Consider the following 16,665-nt stretch of genomic DNA (forward strand, 5'->3'; position numbering starts at 1 on the left):
GTCGGGACGTCAGAACGCGAGGAGGACCGGGGGACCGCGGCGGGCGGGCGCGGCGACGAGGGGACGGGGGTGCCGCACACGCACCTCGCCGGCGCCGGAGCGCGCGCGGGTCGGCGTACGGACGGGCGGCACGACGTCGCGGGCGACGGCACGGATGCGAACCGCGATGCGCTGCGCGAGCGCACCGAGCCCGGCCACCAGATGCTCGCCGCGGTGCAGCACGAGCGTCGTGAGGACGGCCGCGACGACGTGGGCCGCGAGCATGGCGGCATCCGGCACGACCGCCGAGAAGCCCGCCGGTGACGCGACGGATGCCGACAGCGACATATGTGCCGCGAACAGGTTGTGCGCGGCGTGGCCACCCCCAGTAACGGTTGCGGACCCCGCTGAACCTGCGGACGGCACGACCCCGAGCGCGAACATGGCGTGGAAAACGACCTGAGCGGTCGCGACGGCGGTTCCGAGCCGCGCGAGCGAGAGCCGGCGCCCGACGATGAGCAGCGCGATCAGCAGCGACAGCGCCCACGGCAGGAGCACGCCCAGCACCGATGGCGGAGCGCCGCCGGCCGCGACGTGCGAGAGGAGGGCGACGAACGTCGCCAGGCTCGCGGCCGCGCCGGCGCGCAGGGAGCGCTGCTGACGGGGCGAGGGCATCGGAGAGTCGCGGTCGGACGTCAGACGCCGACGCGCGCGAAGGCGTCGAGGCTGATGCCCTGGTCGAGGACGGTCTTCGACCACTCCCGGGCCGAGTGCAGCGAGTGGTCGCGGTAGTTGCCGCATTCCAGCGCCGAAACGCCGGGGATGTCGGCCTCGACGGCTTCGTCCGCGATGAAGCGCAGGCTGCCGGTCAGCGCGGCGACCACGTCGGCGACCTCGGGCTCGCCCCACATGAGCAGGTGGAAGCCGGTGCGGCATCCGAACGGCGAGATGTCGATGACGCCGTCGATGCGATCGCGGAGCAGGCCGGCCAGCATGTGCTCGATCGTGTGGATCCCCGCGGTCGGGATCTCGCCGGCATTAGGCTGCACGAAGCGGACATCGAAGTTCGTGATGGTGCCGCCACCGGGTCCGTGCTCGACGCCGATCCGGCGGACGTACGGCGCGAGGACGGCGGTGTGGTCCAGCGTGAAGCTCTCGATCTCGGCCATGGGATCCTCCTCGGTGCGGACAGGCGGAACGGGCTGTGTGCACCCGTCGGGCCCAGATTAGCCCGCCCTCGCCGGCTCACGGCGCCGAGCGGCTCCCAGGTTACGTTCAGGTGCTGTCCGGGACTCGTCCAGGCTCGCAGCGCAGACTCGGGGAGTTTTGTGCGTCTGCCCGAGACGCCCGCCGCCTTCTCGCGGTGTCCGCAACATCGAAGGACCGCCCCTGTTCGTATGACTTCTTCGTCGAGCCAGCCCACCCGTCGCGACCTGCGGCGCTCCACCCCCGCATCCCGTCGCGCATTCCGTCCGGTCGCCCTCACCCTCGGACTGGCCCTCGGCCTGACCGCGGTGGTGGGCACGACGGCCTCGGCGGCGGTTCCGACGGCCGCCGGATCATCGGCTCCGGTGATGCAGCGCGCAGCACTCGTGACGGCATCGGTGACGTCCACGGCCGAGCCGCTGAGCGAGATCGAGCAGGCCACGAGCGACGCGGTCCTCGCAGCCGAAGCGTCCGTCATCGAGGCGGCGACCCTGACCGGAGACGTCTCCGCCGCGGCGCTCCCCATCGACGGCGCGACGGCGATCGACACCGCTCCGCTGCGTGAGCGCATCGCGGGTCTGCAGGACACCGACGTCATCCCGACGCTGCTGCTCCCCGACCTGACCGACAAGCTCGCCGACGCGACGGACGAGGTTCAGGCAGCGACCGCCGACCTGCGCGGGCGTCTCGAGGCGGCACAGGCGAAGAAGGCTGCCGAGGAGGAAGCCGCCCGCAAGGCGGCGGAGGAGGCCGCAGCCGCCGAGGCCGCCGCTCAGGCGGAAGCCGAGGCCCAGGCTGCCGCGGAGGAGGCCGCGGCGTCGCAGCGTTCGAGCGGATCCCGCTCGTCGTCGACGTCGTCGACGCCCGCTCCGACGGCATCCGCGGTCGCCTCCACGGGCGACAACTCCCCCGGCGCCGCGCAGCAGGCCGCGAGCAACATGCTCGGCGACTTCGGCTGGGGTCAGGATCAGTTCGGATGCCTCGTCTCGCTCTGGAACAAGGAGTCGGGCTGGAACTACCAGGCCTACAACAGCGGCAGCGGCGCCTACGGAATCCCGCAGGCGCTCCCCGGCAGCAAGATGTCGTCGGCCGGCGGTGACTGGCAGACGAACGCCGTCACGCAGGTGCGCTGGGGCCTCGGATACATCTCCGGCCGCTACGGCTCGCCGTGCGGCGCGTGGGACCACTCCCAGTCGGTCGGCTGGTACTGACGCCAGGCATCGCCATCGCCCGCTGAAAGCGCGCGTTCGCCCGATCCGCTCCAGCGGAACGCGGGCGGACGCGCGCTTTCGCCGTCAGCGCGACCCGCGACGTCAGGCTTCGTCCGACTGCGTCGCGGCGTGGTCGGCGTCGATGCTCGACACCTGGTCGTCGTCGACGTCTTCGTCGAGCACGTCCTGACCGTCGACCTCGAGCGTGGGGGCCTCGTCGACCGGATCGACGGGCAGCGCGCCCGGGGCGACGAAGGGCACGTTTCCGTTGCTCATGATGGATTCCTCCCTGTGTTCGGTGGAGGGACCACGCTAGGCCGCCGACCGTCCGCGGTCAGGCCCGTTGCCGGGCATCGGCAGGCGGTGTACGACGTCGGAGGACCGGAGTACGGTCGCGACGAGGAGGCCACCATGAACAGACTCGGCAACATCACCTTCTACGCGGACGATCCACGCGCCCTCTCGCATTTCTGGGCCGACGTGTTCGGGTACCCGCGCCTGGACTGGCCCGACGACATCCGGGCGCAGCAGCACGACGCCGGGCTCACCGATGACGACCTCGACCGGCGCGGTCTCGCGGAAGACCCGGACGGGCGCGGACCGCGACTGTACTTCCACCACGCCGACGGTGCGAAAGACGGGCGCAACCGGCTGCACATCGATGTCTCCGTCGCCCCCGACGACGGCCAGCACCGCGCATCCCCCGCGGCCGTCGACGCCGAGAAGGATCGGCTCGTCGCCCTCGGCGCGAGCGTCGTCCGGCTCGTCGAGCAGCAGTGGGGCGCCTGGCCGGAACGTTACTGGCAGATGCGCGACCCCGAGGGGAACGAGTTCTGCCTGCAGTGACGGCCCGGCATAGGCTCGACGGCATGTCCCGCACCCTCGCCGTCGTGAACGGCCGCATCGTCCCCGTGTCCGCACCCGTGATCGAGGGCGGCACCGTCGTCGTCACCGACGGCGTCATCACGGCGGTCGGCGGGTCCGACACCGCGGTGCCCGACGGCGCGGAGATCGTGGACGCTGCGGGCCGCTGGGTGCTGCCGGGCTTCGTCGAGGCGCACGGCCACCTGGGCGTCCACGAGGACGGCGAAGGGTGGTCGGGCAACGACACGAACGAGATGACCGACCCGAACGGCGCTCGCTTCCGCGCGCTCGACGGCATCGACATCGACGAGGTCGGGTTCCGCGACGCGCTGCGCGGAGGAGTCACGTCGGTCGTCGTCAAGCCGGGCTCGGGCAACCCGATCGGCGGTCGGACCGTCGCGATCAAGACCTGGGGCGGGCGCACCGTCGACGAGCAGGTGATCGCCGCGAACGTATCGGTGAAATCCGCTCTCGGCGAGAACCCGAAGCGCGTGTACGGCGACAAGAAGCAGACGCCCTCGACGCGCCTCGGCGTCGCTTCGGTGCTGCGCGACGCGTTCGTCGGCGCACAGAACTACGTCGCGAAGCGGGATGCCGCGGCCGCCAAGGGCGAGCCCTTCGAGCGCGATCTCGGCAAGGAGACGCTCGCCGACGTGCTCGACGGCACACTCCTGTGGGACCAGCACAGCCACCGCCACGACGACATCGTCACCGCGATCCGCCTCGCGGAGGAGTTCGGATACCGTCTCGTGGTCAATCACGGCACCGAGGGGCACAAGATCGCCGACGTCCTCGCCGAGAAGGGCATCCCCGTCATCTTCGGGCCCATGCTCACCTCGCGCTCGAAGGTCGAGCTCCGCGACCGCGCGATCGGGGCGCTCGCCCTGATCGCCGCAGCGGGAGTGACCGTCGCGATCACGACGGACCACCCCGTCGTCCCGATCGACCAGATCCGGCTGCAGGCGATCCTCGCCGTTCGCGAGGGCCTCCCCGCCGACGTCGCGCTCGAAGCACTGACGACGAATCCGGCCGCGATCCTGCGACTCGATGATCGCGTCGGGGCGATCGAGAAAGGGCGCGACGGCGACCTGGTGCTGTGGTCGGGCGACCCGCTCACGGTCGAGTCGCGGGTCCAGCACGTCGTCATCGGCGGCACGACCGTGCTCGAGACAGCCGAGGACGGCGATGTCCGCATCGTCGAGCGCTGGGAGCGCTTCGGCCGCTCCAGCTGGCTGCGCTGATCGCCTCAGACTCTTCCGCGGCGCGAGCGCAAGAGGTGCGCGCGACGGCGCATCCGGGTGTGCACTGAGGACATGTCGTCCCTGCCCCTCTGGCTGCTCGTCGTGATGTTCGCCGGCGCCGCGGCCGTCGTCTGGGTCGCCGGCATCCAGCTGTCGAAATCGACCGATGTGCTCGATGCGCGTTGGCATATCGGCAGCGCGTTCGGCGGCCTCATCGTCCTCGCCGTCGCGACGAACCTCCCCGAGATCGCCATCACGGTCAGCGCCGCCGTGTCGGGCAACCTCGAGGTCGCGGTCGGCAACATCCTCGGCGGGATCGCCCTCCAGACGGTCGTACTGGTGATCCTCGACGTGTTCGGCAAGCGCGGGCGCGGCGTGAAGCCGCTGACGTATCGCGCCGCCTCGCTCGTCCTCGTGCTCGAGGCCGTCGTGGTGGTCGCGGTACTGGCCGTCGTGATGGCAGGAAGCCAGCTGCCGGGCGATCTCATCGTGGCGCGACTCACACCTGACGTCGTCCTGATCGCCGCGCTGTGGCTGGCCGGTCTCTTCCTCGTGCAGCGTGCCGGCACGCATCTGCCGTGGCACGGGAACGGCACGTCGCCCGGCGCGAGTCCGCACACCCCGGGACATCGCCGCGCACAGCCTCGGCATCCGCACCACGGGATGCGCACCGTGACGGTCGTGGCGATCTTCTCGGGATCTGCGCTCGCGACCCTCGGGGCCGGCGTCGTGCTCGAGCGGGTCGGCGACGCGATCGCCGACGAGATCGGGCTGTCCGGCGTCCTGTTCGGCGCGACGGTGCTCGCGCTCGCGACGGCGTTGCCGGAGATCTCGACGGGGCTGCAAGCGATCCGACAGGGCGACGACAACCTCGCGATGAGCGACATCTTCGGCGGGAACGCGTTCTTGCCCGTGCTCTTCCTCGTGGCGACGCTGATCTCGGGCCAGGCGGTGCTGCCACAGGCGAACGGCGCAGACATCTACCTCACCGCTCTGGCCGCTCTGCTGACGCTCGTCTACGCCGTGGGGTTGATCTTCCGGCCCTCCCGTCGCGTCGCGGGGATGGGCGTCGACTCGCTGACCGTGCTCATCCTGTACGGCGCGGGCGTGGCAGGGCTCTTCGCCGTCGCCGGCTGACCTGGCGGGCTCGATGTTGCGCGGACTGGGCGTCGCGCGGGTCCGGTCGGAGCTGCACCGATGCGACCCTCAGACCTCGTCCGCACGTGGCGGCCGGACCGTCCATCCCACACGACGGAGGGCGTCGGCCAGTCGCGCCGCCTCGGTCGCGGCGACATCCCAGGACACGTCCGAGCAGACGTCGACGGCGAGCGGCGGCGGATCCGCGAACCGGGGGATCTGAACCTCCGCCCACACGTCGCGGCTCAGCCCGACGCGCGGGTAGGCGGTTCCGGGGTTCTCGATCACCCCGTCGGAGACGAACGCGATGACTTCGAGTGCATCGGGCTTCGCGATCGGAAGGTCCACGACCAGGGTCACCACGAAGGGACCGCTGGCGGTGTCTCGACCATGGGCGTGCACGCGCTCATCCTGACAGACGGGGACCGTCGACAGGGCCGGTCACGGATGCTGCCCCTGCGTCGGCGCAGCGTTTCCGATGATTACGAAGAGATAACGGAAAACCCTTGCTCATCGTTACCTCGCCGTTATAGAGTGCTCGCACGGTAGCTGTTTTGCTGTGGCAGCCACCGGCATGTGATTGCAGGAAACTCTTGGTGCAAAGGGACGAGGGTCCGACCGAATGCCTCTTCGGTCGGACCCTCAACTGCGTCTGCGGCACCGCGCGCGGCCGGGTCGACGGGGCCGACATCGGACCCCCGGACGCACGCCGGACCGGAGGCCGAGCGCGCCGAGCAGAGCAGTAAAGTTGTCGCCATGAGTGATCGTCGTCGCGCCGTCGCCGCATGGGAGAGCCTCTTCCGCGCGCAGCACGAGATCTTCGACGACATCAGCAACGATTTCGCGGGAGACGAGCTCACTCAGGCGGAGTACGACGTGCTGCTCACCGTCACGCGCGGCTCCGGGCATCGAGCCCGACTGCGCGACGTGACCGCGAACATGCTCATCAGCCAGCCGAGCGTCTCGCGCCTGGTCGACAAGATGGTCGCCCGCGGACTCATCACGAAGTGCGGCGACCCCACCGACGGCCGCGGGGCGATGCTCACCGCGACCGCCGACGGCGTCTCCGCGTTCCGCCGCCTGGCCGCCGCGCACGGTCGATCCATCGCCGAACGGATGTCAGTGCTGTCCACGGACGAGCTCGAACAGCTCGAGCACCTGACGACGAAGCTGCGACGCACGCCCTGACGTCGCGGGCATCCGCTCCTCCCCCGGAGCGGCGTCGTTCGATCTACTCCGAGTAGAACATATCTTCGACTTCGATGTCGGATGATGGTGCCACGATGGGAACATGACGACGATACGGAACAGCGGGCACCCCGATGACGGTGCACCCGCGTCGTATGTTCCGATCTTGGCGCGCTACTCGGACGCGCTCGACGCAGCGCATGCAGCCCAGGTTCAGACGATGAGAGCACTTGCCGACCTCGGACACGCGGCGTTGCGCGAGGCGCGGCAGGGTGGGGTGCGCGGGATGGCGTCGGACATGGAGCTGCGGTCGGTCGCTGCCGAGGCCGCGGGGATGGCGCGGTCCACGGACCGGCGGGTGCAGCGTGAGATCGATCACGCGATGACGGTGGTCGATGACTACCCGGCGGTGTTCGCCGCGTGGGTGGACCGGCGCATCGAGCGCGGACATGTGGATGCGGTCGTGCGGGCCGGGGCGGGTGTGCCGGCGGAGGTGCGCGGGGAGTTCGAGCGGGCCGCGATCGAGGTGTGCGAGGGGGATGTGCCCTCCCGGGTGCGGGGCGCGTTGGAGGTCCTGGCGGCGCGGGTGCATCCGCGGACGTTCACGGAACGGCACCGGGCCGCGGCGGCCGAGCGGTGCGTGCGGGTGTTCCCCGGCGCCGATGGAATGTCGAACCTGGTGGCGACGCTGCCGACGGTGATCGCTGCGGGCATGTTCGACCGGCTCACGCAGATGGGTCATGCGGTGAAGGACGCCGGGGCGGATGCGGATGCTGCGGCGGCAGATGCCGCAGCGGATGCCGCGGCGGAGCCCGATCCGCGGACGCTGGACCAGATCCGCGCCGACATCCTCGGCGACCTCGTCCTCGCCGGGGCGCCCGTCGTCGACCTCACCACCGGCAGCGACCGGTCCGGAGGCCTGGGCGCGATCCGCGCGCGGGTCCAGGTCGCGATCACCGCGGAAACGCTCGCCGGCTCGGACGAGCACCCGGCCGAGGTCGTCGGGGCAGGGCTGATCGACGCCGACACCGCCCGCCTCCTCGCCGGACAGACCCGCGAATGGGACCGACTGTTCATCGACCCGATCACCCGCACACCTCTCGAGGTCGACACGTACCGGCCGACCGCGGCGATGGCGAAGCTCCTGAAGGCCCGGGACCAGCACTGCCGGTTCCCCGGATGCCGCCTCGCCGCCATCCGCTGCGAGATCGACCACACCCGCGACTACGCCCTCAGCGGTCACACCCACCTCGCCAACCTCGCCCACCTGTGCCAGAGACACCACTCCATGAAGCAATTCACTAGCTGGCACGTCCGACAGGTCGGCGGGGGCGTCCTGGAGTGGACCTCACCGGGCGGCCGGATCTACCGCGAAGACGTCCCAATGCCGGCCGTCTGCTTCACCACCGGCACGGTCACCATGATCGACACGACCGACCCGCCGGCGGGACCCCGCGGTGCCGGTTCTCCGCCGTCCACCGTGCCGCCTTTCTGAGCGACGCGGGGAGTCGCGCACGCCCGCAACAGCGACGAGTGGCCGCAGCCCGCTCGGAGCTGCGACCACTCGTCGTGTCGCGCGGCCGGAGCCGCGGCGTGCGATCAGTTCTCGATCGGTACGACCGGGGTCGCGGCGTCGGTCGAGACCTCGATCTTGCGCGGCTTCGCCTTCTCGCTGACCGGGATCGTGACGGTGAGCACGCCGTTGTTGTAGGTCGCGGCGATGCCCTCGGTGTCGACGCCCTGACCCAGGTTGAGCTGGCGCAGGAAGCTGGCAGCCTCACGCTCGCGCGTGATCCACTTCACGCCTTCGCCGCTGGCGAGCGTGCGCTCGGCGCGGATCGTCAACAGCTGACCATCGACGTCGATGTCGACCGAGCCCGGGTCGATGCCCGGCAGGTCGGCGGTCATCACGTAGTGGTCGCCATCACGGTAGAGGTCCATCGGCATACGGCGGGGACCGCGGCGCGTGTCGAAGAGGCTCGAGGCGATGCGGTCGAGGTCGCGGAACGGGTCGTGGGTAGCCATCGATGTTTCCCTTCTGTCGTTGTTCGTGTTGAGATCTGAAAGTTGAGCCCTATCGGCTCAACTGAGTTCAGGTTAGCACTCTACCCATGAGAGTGCCAACGGTTCTCGCACGGCGAACACCGCCCTTCTCGAGGGCTTCGGGAGCGCGATCAGCACTCGACGACGTTCACAGCGAGACCGCCCTCGCTCGTCTCCTTGTACTTGTGCGACATGTCGATACCGGTCTGCCGCATCGTCTCGACCACAGCGTCCAACGAGACGTAATGGCGCCCGTCGCCCCGAAGCGCGAGACGCGCGGCCGTCACCGCCGTCGATGCCGCGATCGCGTTCCGCTCGATGCACGGGATCTGCACGAGGCCGCCGACGGGATCGCACGTCAGACCCAGGTGGTGCTCCATCGCGATCTCGGCGGCGTTCTCGATCTGCGCGTTGGTGCCGCCCATGACGGCCGTGAGTCCCCCCGCCGCCATCGCGCACGCGGACCCGACCTCGGCCTGGCATCCGCCCTCCGCTCCGGAGATCGACGCGTTGGCCTTGAAGAGCGACCCGAGCGCCGTCGCCGTCAGAAGGAATCTCCGGATGCCGCGCCGCCGGTCCAGGTCCTCGGGAGCCAGGAGCGACTCGGCTGCGAACCGCCACCAGTACATCGCCACCGCCGGCAGGATCCCGGCAGCCCCGTTCGTCGGCGCGGTCACCACGCGCCCGCCCGACGCATTCTCCTCGTTCACCGCCAGCGCGAACGCTCCGAGCCACTCCCCCGGCAACTCGCGCCCGCCCGCGGCCTCGGCCGCCTCGAGCTGAGCGCGCATCGCGCCCGCACGTCGCCGCACCCGCAGCATGCCCGGCAAGGTGCCATCCGCGCGCAACCCCGCCTCGACGCACGCGCTCATCGCGTCCCAGATGGCGTCGAGGCCCGCGGCGACTTGCACCTCGGGACGGCGGGCCTCCTCGTTCCGGCGTGCCAGCGCGGCGATCGAAAGCTGCTCCCGCTCACAGAGGTCGAGCAGCTCCGCGGCGCTGTCGAACCGGTATGGCCACGCCTCGCCGCGGTCGCCCGCCGATTCGGACGGCTGCCCGCCCTCACGTCGGATGAAGCCGCCGCCGACCGAGAAGTACGTCTGGCGCGCGACGAGCGACCCCGCGGCATCCCACGCGCTCAAGGTCATGGCGTTCGGATGCTGCGGCAGGCGGGTCCGCGGCTCGAAGGCGACATCGCTCCGCGAGAAAGGCACCGGGCGCACACCGCTGAGGAGCAGCGGCTCGCCGTCCACCCACCTCGACCACGCCGCCCGCACCGTGTCCGGGTCCACCGTCTCGGGCTGGTGACCCTGCAACCCGGCGACAACGGCGTCCGGCGTGCCGTGTCCGATACCGGTCGCGCCGAGCGAGCCGTAGAGGACGCAACCGATCCGCGCGACGGAACCGATCCGACCATCGTCCCGCAGCGCGCCGGCGAAGGCCCGGGCCGCGCGCAGCGGTCCGACCGTGTGGGAGCTCGAGGGTCCTACACCGATGGAGAACAACTCGAACGCCGAGACGTATGCGCTCACACCCCCAGGCTACGTCAGCGCCTGCCGCACCCGCTCGGTGCCGTCAAGGGCCTGGGGGCGGTCACCGGCTGCGCCTAACGTGACGGACGATGAACCCCGCACCTCACCCCCGGCTGGCGTCCCTCGCGGCGACCGCGCGGACGGCGAGTGGCGAGGCCTTCGCCGTCTCACGGCTGCTGCTCGCCGGCAAGGCCGCCCTCGCCGCGGCGATCGCCTGGTACCTCGCCCCCTACGTCCCCTTCGCCGACGACGAATACTCGTACTACGCGCCCCTCGGCGTGCTCGTGAGCATGTACCCGACGATCGCCGACTCGGCCAAGGCAGGCCTGCAGGCGGTCGGCGGACTGGCGATCGGCATCGCCATCGGGCTCGCGGGGCTATGGATCGTCTCGGGGCCGAGCCCCCGCATCCTGGGGGTGGCGATCGTCGTCGCCGTGGGTGTCGCGATCGGCGGCATCCGCGCCGTAGGCACGGGCCGCGACTGGATCGCGATCGCCGCACTGTTCGTCCTTCTCCTGGGGGCGAACGATGCCGGAGGGTTCTCGGTGTCGTACCTCGTGACGATGGCCTTCGGCGTCGTGATCGGGGTCGCGGTCAACCTCGCCATCGTGCCGCCGCTGTACCTCCGGCGCGCGTCGACCCGGCTGACGCAGCTGCGCGACGCCGTCTCGGACCGCCTCGAGATGCTCGCGGCCTCGGTGTCGGACGGCACGCCCGCCGACGCCACAGCGCAGCGCTATCTCGAGGAGATCCTCGACGCCGTCTCCTCCGATGTCCGCGAAGCGGCCCGCAGCCGGAAGGCTCATCCGCTCGCGCGCCGACGCCGCGGAGCCGAGCAGGAGAACGACGGCCGCCTGCGGGCGCTGCACGAGACCGTCCGGCAGACGATCGAGCTCGCGGAGGGCATCGACGCGCTGCCCGTCGGTCCCGACGCCGCCCGCCTGCGAGAGGCGCTCTCCGAAGCGGTCATTGCCACCGCGCGGGCCGTTCGGGTCCCCCTCGGCGATCCGGATGCCGCGACCATCGTCTCCGACGCGGAAGCAGCGCTCGCCCGCGTCGTCGAGGCGGTGCCGGCCCGGAACGACGGACGGATATCGCCCTGGATACGCACGGCGGTCGACCTCGGGCGGATCATCGAGGCGGCCCGGCCGCTCGAATGAACCACTCGAGCGGATCGACCGACTCACGCTCACAGGGTTCTCACACCGGAATCACCCAATCCGCCGCCGCTCTCACTCCGGATATCCCACCGTGCCGCTGGTGCGCGTGCCCTCACGAACGTCCCGACGGTTCTTGGGGACCGGTTCCGTCCGCTGGGGAGCAGACGTGACAACGGGATTGCCGCGCGGCTCGGGTGGAGCGTGCGTACCAGCGGCCCTGCCCCTCCGCCCGACCGGAGCGCTCAGGAGAGGGGAAGGCCGAGCACGCGCTCGAGGTAGGGGCCTCGGAACTTCCCGCCCGGATCGACCCGCTCGGCGAGTGCCCGGAAGTCGGCGAGATGCGGCAGCGAGTCGCCGACCGGCATCGAGAACACCTTGCCCCAGTGCGGACGCGGGTCGAAGGGTGCGAGGGCACGTTCCACGTGCGCGATCGCATCGCGTACAGCATCCGGCTCGTTCTTCCAGGTGAAGTGGATGCAGACGCTGTCACGCCCGAACCCCGGCGAGAGCCACAGGTCGTCCGCCGCGACGGTGCGCAGCTCGGTGACCAGGAGAGCGGGCTCGACCCGGTCGGCTATGGCACGGACGGCGGAGATCGCCTCGACGGCTCGCGTCCGGTCGACCCAGAACTCCGTCTGGATCTCATCGCCGTTCGAGGGTGTCGCATCGATGCGGAAGTGCGGCAACCGGTCGCACCAGTCCCCCGCGACGCCGCCCTGCTCGGTCGTGTTGTCGACGCCGTCAGCCGCGGGCGAGTCCGCTTTGGCCGCCACCCGGCGCGCGCTGAGCAGTCGATCCGGCATGTCGGGTGCGGAATCGTCGTCGAGCCGCTCCTTGACCCAGACCTCGCCGACATCCGGGGTGTTCCAGCGCGTGAAGACGCTCACGCTGTACCCGGATGCGGTCACCTCGTCGAAGCGCTCGAAGAGGTCGTCCCAGGTCAGACCCGTGTACGTGTCCTGGCGCACCCGGTAGGTCGGCTCGACCGCGAGCGTGATGCGCGTGACCGGCCCCAGTGCGCCGAGATGGACGACGCTCCCGGCGAAGTCCGCGTCGCCCGCCGAGACGCGCCGCAGGCCACCGTCGGGCGCGATGAACTCGACACCCCGCACCGCGGTAGCCAACGACCCGTTGCGATCGCCCGAGCCGTGCGTCGACGTCGCCGTCGCCCCGCCCACCGAGATGTGGGGCAACGACCCCATGTTGTGCAGAGCCCAACCGTGATCGGCGAGATGGCGGGCGACGACGGCATATCGCGTCCCGGCGCCGACGGTGACGGTGCGGGCATCATCATCGATGACGATGTCGGGGTCGATCGCGGTCAGATCTAGCAGCACACCGTCGCCGTCGGCGAGGTCGTTGAACGAGTGGCGCGTGCCGATCGATCGGATGCGGTCGTGCTCGGCGACGAGTCGCTGCGCTTCGGCGATCGTGGCGGGCCGCACGATGTCTTCGGCGGCGAAGGTGTGGGTTCCGGCCCAGTTGTGTTCGGTCACGGGGACACGCTACGCGAGGCCGATGACGAATGTGCGCTGACACAACAATCCGGCGACGGGAAACAAAGAAGCCTCCGCAGAGCGGAGGCTTCTCGTTCACTGTCTCAACACAGTGTGCGCCCGAAGGGACTCGAACCCCTAACCTTCTGATCCGTAGTCAGATGCTCTATCCATTGAGCTACGGGCGCATGGCCGGGAATCTCTCCCGGGCCGTCGTCAAGCATAGCCCGCTCACGCGGAAAGAGCGAATCGAGGCGGAGACCGCGGGAAAGCGATCAGTCGATGATCGGCGCGGCGGTGGAATCCGCCGCCTCCTCGCGCTCGGCCGCCTGTCTCTGCGCGCTCCGTCGCTGCGAACGGAGCCGCGGGAGATCGACCATCCGCAGCGCCTGCATCCGCGCCGTGCGCATGCGGTCGTAGTCGGGCTCGAGATCGGGCCGCGCCGCCTCGATGCGCAGCGTGCGATCGATGTTGCCCGCGACCTCGCCCCACGCAGCCTCGCGTGCGTCCGCGATGAGCTTGCGCAACTCGTCCTCGTCCGCGGCGCGCTCCCGCAGCTCCTTCGCGATGCGGAGGGACTGCTTGCGTCGGCGCCGGAGGTTCGAGACGTCGCGGCTGCGATAATCGTGCGTGCCGCCGGAATCGCTGTACCGCCCGCTCGCGGCCTTGCGTTCCCGTCGCGTGCGCTCGGCATCGGCCTCGGCCTCGTCGGCGAGCGACAGCAGGGCGTCGCGCGCGTCGTCGAGGAAGCGATCGGCCTCGAAATCCTGCCCGGCGGCGAGGATGTCGACGAGGATGGCGTTCTTGAGGGCCAGGCGAGTAGCCGCGGAGGCGATGTAGAGCCCCTCGGCGACGATCTCCGAACTCTTGATACGCGCTTGACGGGTGGCCAACGCTGCCCCTCCTCACCTCACCCCAATCCTACGGGGCGGGCCCGGTCAGCCGAGCTGGGCGACGATCGCGGCGATCCGACGCGCGCGGGTCTCCGGAGCCTTCGCGGACTCGACGTTCGCGATATGCGCCTTGCGGGCGCTGGGGGCGAGGCGATCGAAGGCGGCGCGGGCGCCGACATCGTCCAGCGCCGCGCCCAGGTCGGCGGGTACCTCGACGTCGCGTGGCGCCTCGTCCAGGTCGATGTCGACGACGATCGCATCGCCGCCGGCCAGGCCGCTCTCGCGCCGCCGCTCCGCCGACAACGGCACGAGCGCGAGCCCGCGCATCGCACCGACCGTGCTGCGGAAGGCATAGCCGTTCACGACCACCGTGACCGCCGGGCGCCGTCCCCCGCCGAGGGCGTCGAGCACCGAGGCCGGCACCTCGATGCCGGTGTTGTTGCCGAACTGCGACAGGGTCGTCTCGAATCGCACGCTCCTCCATACCACCGGAACGGATGCGCGGACAAGGCCTGTGAGCCGTGAACTCCCTGACCGTAGCCTCGCGTCAGCCGGGAAATTTCCTCATCGAGATCGACACCCATCCGACGACGACAGAACCAGCACCGCGAAGGCGCCCGGATCGGCTCATCCCGGGACCAAACCGATCCGAGGCCTTCACCGAACAACCGAAGCACCGCGACATCCGTCGCCCTATGGGAGGGAACCCTCATGCGTACATCACCGAACCGCCTCGTGGCGATCATCTTCGGCGCCGTCTACATCCTGGTCGGCCTGCTCGGCTTCACCGTGACCGCCGGCGTCGACTTCATCGCCACCGAGGGTGGCCTGCTGCTGGGCATCTTCGAGGTGAACCCGCTGCACAACATCGCGCACCTCCTCATCGGAGCGGCCCTGCTCATCGGCGGCCTGTCGGGCGTCCGCGCCGCGAAGGGCGTCAACACCACCGTGGGCGCCGCATACCTGCTGCTCGGCATCGTCGGCTTCTTCATCCAGGACAGCGCAGCCAACGTGCTCGCCCTGAACACCGCCGACCACTTCCTGCACCTCGCCAGCGCGCTCGTGCTCCTCGGTGTCGGCCTGGGCACCGACCGCGCCGTCGCGCCCCGCTCGGCCACGGTCTGATGAACGCCGCCGCGCTCACCCGCTCCTGGCCCACGCTCGCCGCGTGGGGGGCTGGTCTGCTCCAGCTCGGCGTGGGCGCGGGCATGGTCACCCAGGGCACCGGCGCCGCTGACCGCGGCGTCGGTGTCGTGGCGGTCGTCGTCGGGGTGGCCGCGCTGGGGTGGGGTGTCGCCGCACTCACCCGCGGCCGCCTCGTCGCCCCCCGCATCGCGATGGCGATCGCCGTCGCCGGCACGGTGGCATCCGGGGCCGCACTCCTGGTGGACCCCGCGCGCATCAGCGTGCACGCCATCGGCGTCACCGCGCTCCTGCACGTCGCGTACGGCGTGGCCGCTGCGGCGGTCGTGCGCAGCGCGCGCTCATCGTCCGGCGACGCTCGCTCCGCCGACGACCGCACCGTTCCGCGGACGAGCGTCGTCGGACTCGTCGCCGGCTGCATCATCGTCGCCGGTCTCGTCACGCCCGCGCTGGGCGCGACGGAGGCCGGACGTGCCGCGCCGAGCCACTCCGACCACCCGCTCTTCTCGACCGAGCACAGCCACTGAAGCGCTCTTTCGACACCGCGAAGGGCCCGGACAGCATCGCTGCCGGGCCCTTCGTGTGCGGTCGGTGCGATCAGATCGCGCTGATCCGCCAGGACGCCTCCGCCGTGTCCGACGGATCGATGAACGCGAGGCCGGTGTCGTAGTCGTAGCGCGCGTCGTTGAACGCATCCGGCGCGCACGTCATCGGCTCGACCGCGAGCCCCGCGCGGTGCCCAGGCTGGTCGGGTCCGCCGGGCAGGTCGGCCGTATGCACCTGCACCCAGGCGCAGGAGGCACCCCACGAGATCTCGACGCCCGTCCCCGACGGGTCGGTCACGCGGACGGCCGCCTCCCCCTCCCCGTCCCGCGACACCCCGGTGAAGGCGTGGTCGATCTCGACGGCGCCCAGGGTGCGCGGCCGGCGGAAGTCGAAGGCGGGAACGTCGGCGACGTCCGCGAGCCCGACCGGCGCGAGACGGTCGGGGGTGACCTCGAGAACCCGATCGGCCGGCAGCTCGAGCGTCCACTCGTCGAGCGGTGCGGGGCCGGCGACGAGATACGGGTGCGGGCCCGTGCCGAACGGCGCCGCGCTCTCGCTCTCGTTCGTCGCGCGCACCGTCTGCGTGAGGCCGTCCGCGCCGAGACGGTAGGTCGTCTCGACCCGCAGCGTCCACGGGTACGCCGTCTGCGCGACCACCGTGGTTCCGAGAGTCACGTGGTCGGCGGCGACGAGGACGGGCTCGAAGTCGAGCCAGGCGACGAGGCCGTGCAGCGCATGATGCCGCTCCGGTTCGGTGAGGGCGAGTCGGTAGCCCGTGCCGTCGACCTCGTACCGTCCGTCGACGACGCGGTTGGGCCACGGAGCCAGGGTCGCGCCGCGATAGCCCGGGCGCACCTCGTCCTCGCCGTAGGAGACGACGAGGTCGCGGCCCGCCACCCGGTAGGAGCGCAGCGACGCCCCCACACTGGCCACGATCGCCTCGGCGTCGCCGAATCGCAGCGTGTACGACGTTCCGGATGCCGCCACGGGCGTCCCCTCTCGTTCCTGGTCGTCGGAGCTTCGACG

General features: G+C 70.9%; 19 protein-coding genes and 1 tRNA gene. 9 read left to right on the plus strand and 11 right to left on the minus strand.

All coding sequences use genetic code 11. The features are described 5' to 3' along the window. Window positions 1-9 precede the first annotated feature (9 nt). Window positions 10-654, minus strand: a complete 645-nt coding sequence (locus BLT21_RS05915) for a hypothetical protein (protein WP_091500386.1) — start codon at window positions 652-654, stop codon at window positions 10-12. Window positions 655-674: 20 nt separating this feature from the next. After that, a complete protein-coding gene (locus tag BLT21_RS05920) occupies window positions 675-1,148 on the minus strand; it encodes an S-ribosylhomocysteine lyase (protein ID WP_091500388.1) in 474 nt (157 codons plus the stop codon). A gap of 228 nt (window positions 1,149-1,376) precedes the next feature. On the opposite strand from BLT21_RS05920, the gene BLT21_RS05925 reads away from it, so the two are divergent. Then, entirely contained in the window at window positions 1,377-2,396 is a 1,020-nt protein-coding gene (locus BLT21_RS05925) for an aggregation-promoting factor C-terminal-like domain-containing protein (protein WP_176786818.1), read from the plus strand. 102 nt (window positions 2,397-2,498) lie between these two features. On the opposite strand, the gene BLT21_RS15610 is transcribed toward BLT21_RS05925, so the two are convergent. Continuing rightward, on the minus strand, window positions 2,499-2,672 hold the full coding sequence (locus BLT21_RS15610) for a hypothetical protein (RefSeq protein ID WP_176786819.1): 174 nt from the start codon (window positions 2,670-2,672) through the stop codon (window positions 2,499-2,501). Window positions 2,673-2,807: 135 nt separating this feature from the next. Between BLT21_RS15610 and BLT21_RS05930 the strand changes: the two genes are divergently transcribed. The 3 genes from BLT21_RS05930 to BLT21_RS05940 all read left to right on the plus strand — a co-directional run bounded on the left by BLT21_RS05930 (window position 2,808) and on the right by BLT21_RS05940 (window position 5,638). Beyond that, window positions 2,808-3,242: a VOC family protein gene (locus BLT21_RS05930; RefSeq protein ID WP_091500721.1), complete on the plus strand. Its 435-nt coding sequence runs from the start codon at window positions 2,808-2,810 to the stop codon at window positions 3,240-3,242. Window positions 3,243-3,265: 23 nt separating this feature from the next. Next, the gene (locus tag BLT21_RS05935) at window positions 3,266-4,501 is read left to right on the plus strand and encodes an amidohydrolase (RefSeq protein WP_091500390.1); all 1,236 of its coding nucleotides are present in this window, start codon (window positions 3,266-3,268) and stop codon (window positions 4,499-4,501) included. A gap of 72 nt (window positions 4,502-4,573) precedes the next feature. Continuing rightward, the gene (locus BLT21_RS05940; RefSeq protein WP_091500391.1) at window positions 4,574-5,638 is read left to right on the plus strand and encodes a sodium:calcium antiporter; all 1,065 of its coding nucleotides are present in this window, start codon (window positions 4,574-4,576) and stop codon (window positions 5,636-5,638) included. Between the two features lie 69 nt (window positions 5,639-5,707). Here BLT21_RS05940 and BLT21_RS05945 read toward each other — a convergent pair whose 3' ends face one another. Next, complete coding sequence (locus tag BLT21_RS05945; protein ID WP_091500393.1) at window positions 5,708-6,040, minus strand: hypothetical protein; 333 nt, start codon at window positions 6,038-6,040, stop codon at window positions 5,708-5,710. A 354-nt stretch (window positions 6,041-6,394) separates the two neighbouring features. Between BLT21_RS05945 and BLT21_RS05950 the strand changes: the two genes are divergently transcribed. Further along, window positions 6,395-6,826: a MarR family winged helix-turn-helix transcriptional regulator gene (locus BLT21_RS05950; RefSeq protein ID WP_091500396.1), complete on the plus strand. Its 432-nt coding sequence runs from the start codon at window positions 6,395-6,397 to the stop codon at window positions 6,824-6,826. Between the two features lie 220 nt (window positions 6,827-7,046). Then, window positions 7,047-8,321: an HNH endonuclease signature motif containing protein gene (locus tag BLT21_RS05955; protein ID WP_256335933.1), complete on the plus strand. Its 1,275-nt coding sequence runs from the start codon at window positions 7,047-7,049 to the stop codon at window positions 8,319-8,321. Between the two features lie 104 nt (window positions 8,322-8,425). Here BLT21_RS05955 and BLT21_RS05960 read toward each other — a convergent pair whose 3' ends face one another. Further along, window positions 8,426-8,851 (minus strand): Hsp20/alpha crystallin family protein, encoded by a 426-nt coding sequence (locus BLT21_RS05960; protein ID WP_091500400.1) that lies wholly within the window; start codon window positions 8,849-8,851, stop codon window positions 8,426-8,428. A gap of 149 nt (window positions 8,852-9,000) precedes the next feature. After that, window positions 9,001-10,401, minus strand: a complete 1,401-nt coding sequence (locus BLT21_RS05965; protein WP_091500403.1) for an L-serine ammonia-lyase — start codon at window positions 10,399-10,401, stop codon at window positions 9,001-9,003. A gap of 89 nt (window positions 10,402-10,490) precedes the next feature. Between BLT21_RS05965 and BLT21_RS05970 the strand changes: the two genes are divergently transcribed. Further along, a complete protein-coding gene (locus BLT21_RS05970; protein WP_091500405.1) occupies window positions 10,491-11,561 on the plus strand; it encodes an FUSC family protein in 1,071 nt (356 codons plus the stop codon). 242 nt (window positions 11,562-11,803) lie between these two features. Here the strand turns inward: BLT21_RS05970 and BLT21_RS05975 are convergent, their stop codons facing one another. From BLT21_RS05975 to BLT21_RS05990, 4 genes are all read right to left on the minus strand, one after another. Continuing rightward, entirely contained in the window at window positions 11,804-13,057 is a 1,254-nt protein-coding gene (locus BLT21_RS05975) for an FAD-binding protein (RefSeq protein WP_091500407.1), read from the minus strand. A 115-nt stretch (window positions 13,058-13,172) separates the two neighbouring features. Next, window positions 13,173-13,245: transfer RNA gene (locus BLT21_RS05980), tRNA-Arg, on the minus strand. An 87-nt stretch (window positions 13,246-13,332) separates the two neighbouring features. Beyond that, window positions 13,333-13,950, minus strand: a complete 618-nt coding sequence (locus tag BLT21_RS05985; RefSeq protein ID WP_091500409.1) for an asparagine synthase — start codon at window positions 13,948-13,950, stop codon at window positions 13,333-13,335. Between the two features lie 45 nt (window positions 13,951-13,995). Beyond that, entirely contained in the window at window positions 13,996-14,424 is a 429-nt protein-coding gene (locus tag BLT21_RS05990; RefSeq protein WP_091500411.1) for a YdeI/OmpD-associated family protein, read from the minus strand. 237 nt (window positions 14,425-14,661) lie between these two features. Between BLT21_RS05990 and BLT21_RS05995 the strand changes: the two genes are divergently transcribed. Both BLT21_RS05995 and BLT21_RS06000 read left to right on the plus strand, forming a co-directional pair. After that, on the plus strand, window positions 14,662-15,075 hold the full coding sequence (locus BLT21_RS05995; protein ID WP_091500414.1) for a DUF4383 domain-containing protein: 414 nt from the start codon (window positions 14,662-14,664) through the stop codon (window positions 15,073-15,075). Beyond that, window positions 15,075-15,620: a hypothetical protein gene (locus BLT21_RS06000; RefSeq protein ID WP_091500416.1), complete on the plus strand. Its 546-nt coding sequence runs from the start codon at window positions 15,075-15,077 to the stop codon at window positions 15,618-15,620. The genes BLT21_RS05995 and BLT21_RS06000 overlap by 1 nt, the downstream gene beginning before the upstream one ends. Window positions 15,621-15,690: 70 nt before the next feature. Here the strand turns inward: BLT21_RS06000 and BLT21_RS06005 are convergent, their stop codons facing one another. Next, window positions 15,691-16,626, minus strand: coding sequence for an aldose 1-epimerase family protein (locus tag BLT21_RS06005; RefSeq protein ID WP_176786820.1), 936 nt, complete (start codon window positions 16,624-16,626; stop codon window positions 15,691-15,693). Window positions 16,627-16,665 lie beyond the last annotated feature (39 nt).

Origin of the sequence: Microbacterium sp. cf332 (genome assembly GCF_900102175.1) — a bacterium.
Lineage (GTDB): Bacteria > Actinomycetota > Actinomycetes > Actinomycetales > Microbacteriaceae > Microbacterium.

What these genes read in the sequence shown, in the direction of transcription:
- BLT21_RS05915 (WP_091500386.1), bottom strand. Translation starts at nt 654, where the DNA reads ATGCCCTCGCCCCGTCAGCAGCGCTCCCTGCGCGCCGGCGCGGCCGCG.
- BLT21_RS05920 (WP_091500388.1), bottom strand. Translation starts at nt 1,148, where the DNA reads ATGGCCGAGATCGAGAGCTTCACGCTGGACCACACCGCCGTCCTCGCG.
- BLT21_RS05925 (WP_176786818.1), top strand. Translation starts at nt 1,377, where the DNA reads ATGACTTCTTCGTCGAGCCAGCCCACCCGTCGCGACCTGCGGCGCTCC.
- BLT21_RS15610 (WP_176786819.1), bottom strand. Translation starts at nt 2,672, where the DNA reads ATGAGCAACGGAAACGTGCCCTTCGTCGCCCCGGGCGCGCTGCCCGTC.
- BLT21_RS05930 (WP_091500721.1), top strand. Translation starts at nt 2,808, where the DNA reads ATGAACAGACTCGGCAACATCACCTTCTACGCGGACGATCCACGCGCC.
- BLT21_RS05935 (WP_091500390.1), top strand. Translation starts at nt 3,266, where the DNA reads ATGTCCCGCACCCTCGCCGTCGTGAACGGCCGCATCGTCCCCGTGTCC.
- BLT21_RS05940 (WP_091500391.1), top strand. Translation starts at nt 4,574, where the DNA reads ATGTCGTCCCTGCCCCTCTGGCTGCTCGTCGTGATGTTCGCCGGCGCC.
- BLT21_RS05950 (WP_091500396.1), top strand. Translation starts at nt 6,395, where the DNA reads ATGAGTGATCGTCGTCGCGCCGTCGCCGCATGGGAGAGCCTCTTCCGC.
- BLT21_RS05955 (WP_256335933.1), top strand. Translation starts at nt 7,047, where the DNA reads ATGAGAGCACTTGCCGACCTCGGACACGCGGCGTTGCGCGAGGCGCGG.
- BLT21_RS05960 (WP_091500400.1), bottom strand. Translation starts at nt 8,851, where the DNA reads ATGGCTACCCACGACCCGTTCCGCGACCTCGACCGCATCGCCTCGAGC.
- BLT21_RS05970 (WP_091500405.1), top strand. Translation starts at nt 10,491, where the DNA reads ATGAACCCCGCACCTCACCCCCGGCTGGCGTCCCTCGCGGCGACCGCG.
- BLT21_RS05995 (WP_091500414.1), top strand. Translation starts at nt 14,662, where the DNA reads ATGCGTACATCACCGAACCGCCTCGTGGCGATCATCTTCGGCGCCGTC.
- BLT21_RS06000 (WP_091500416.1), top strand. Translation starts at nt 15,075, where the DNA reads ATGAACGCCGCCGCGCTCACCCGCTCCTGGCCCACGCTCGCCGCGTGG.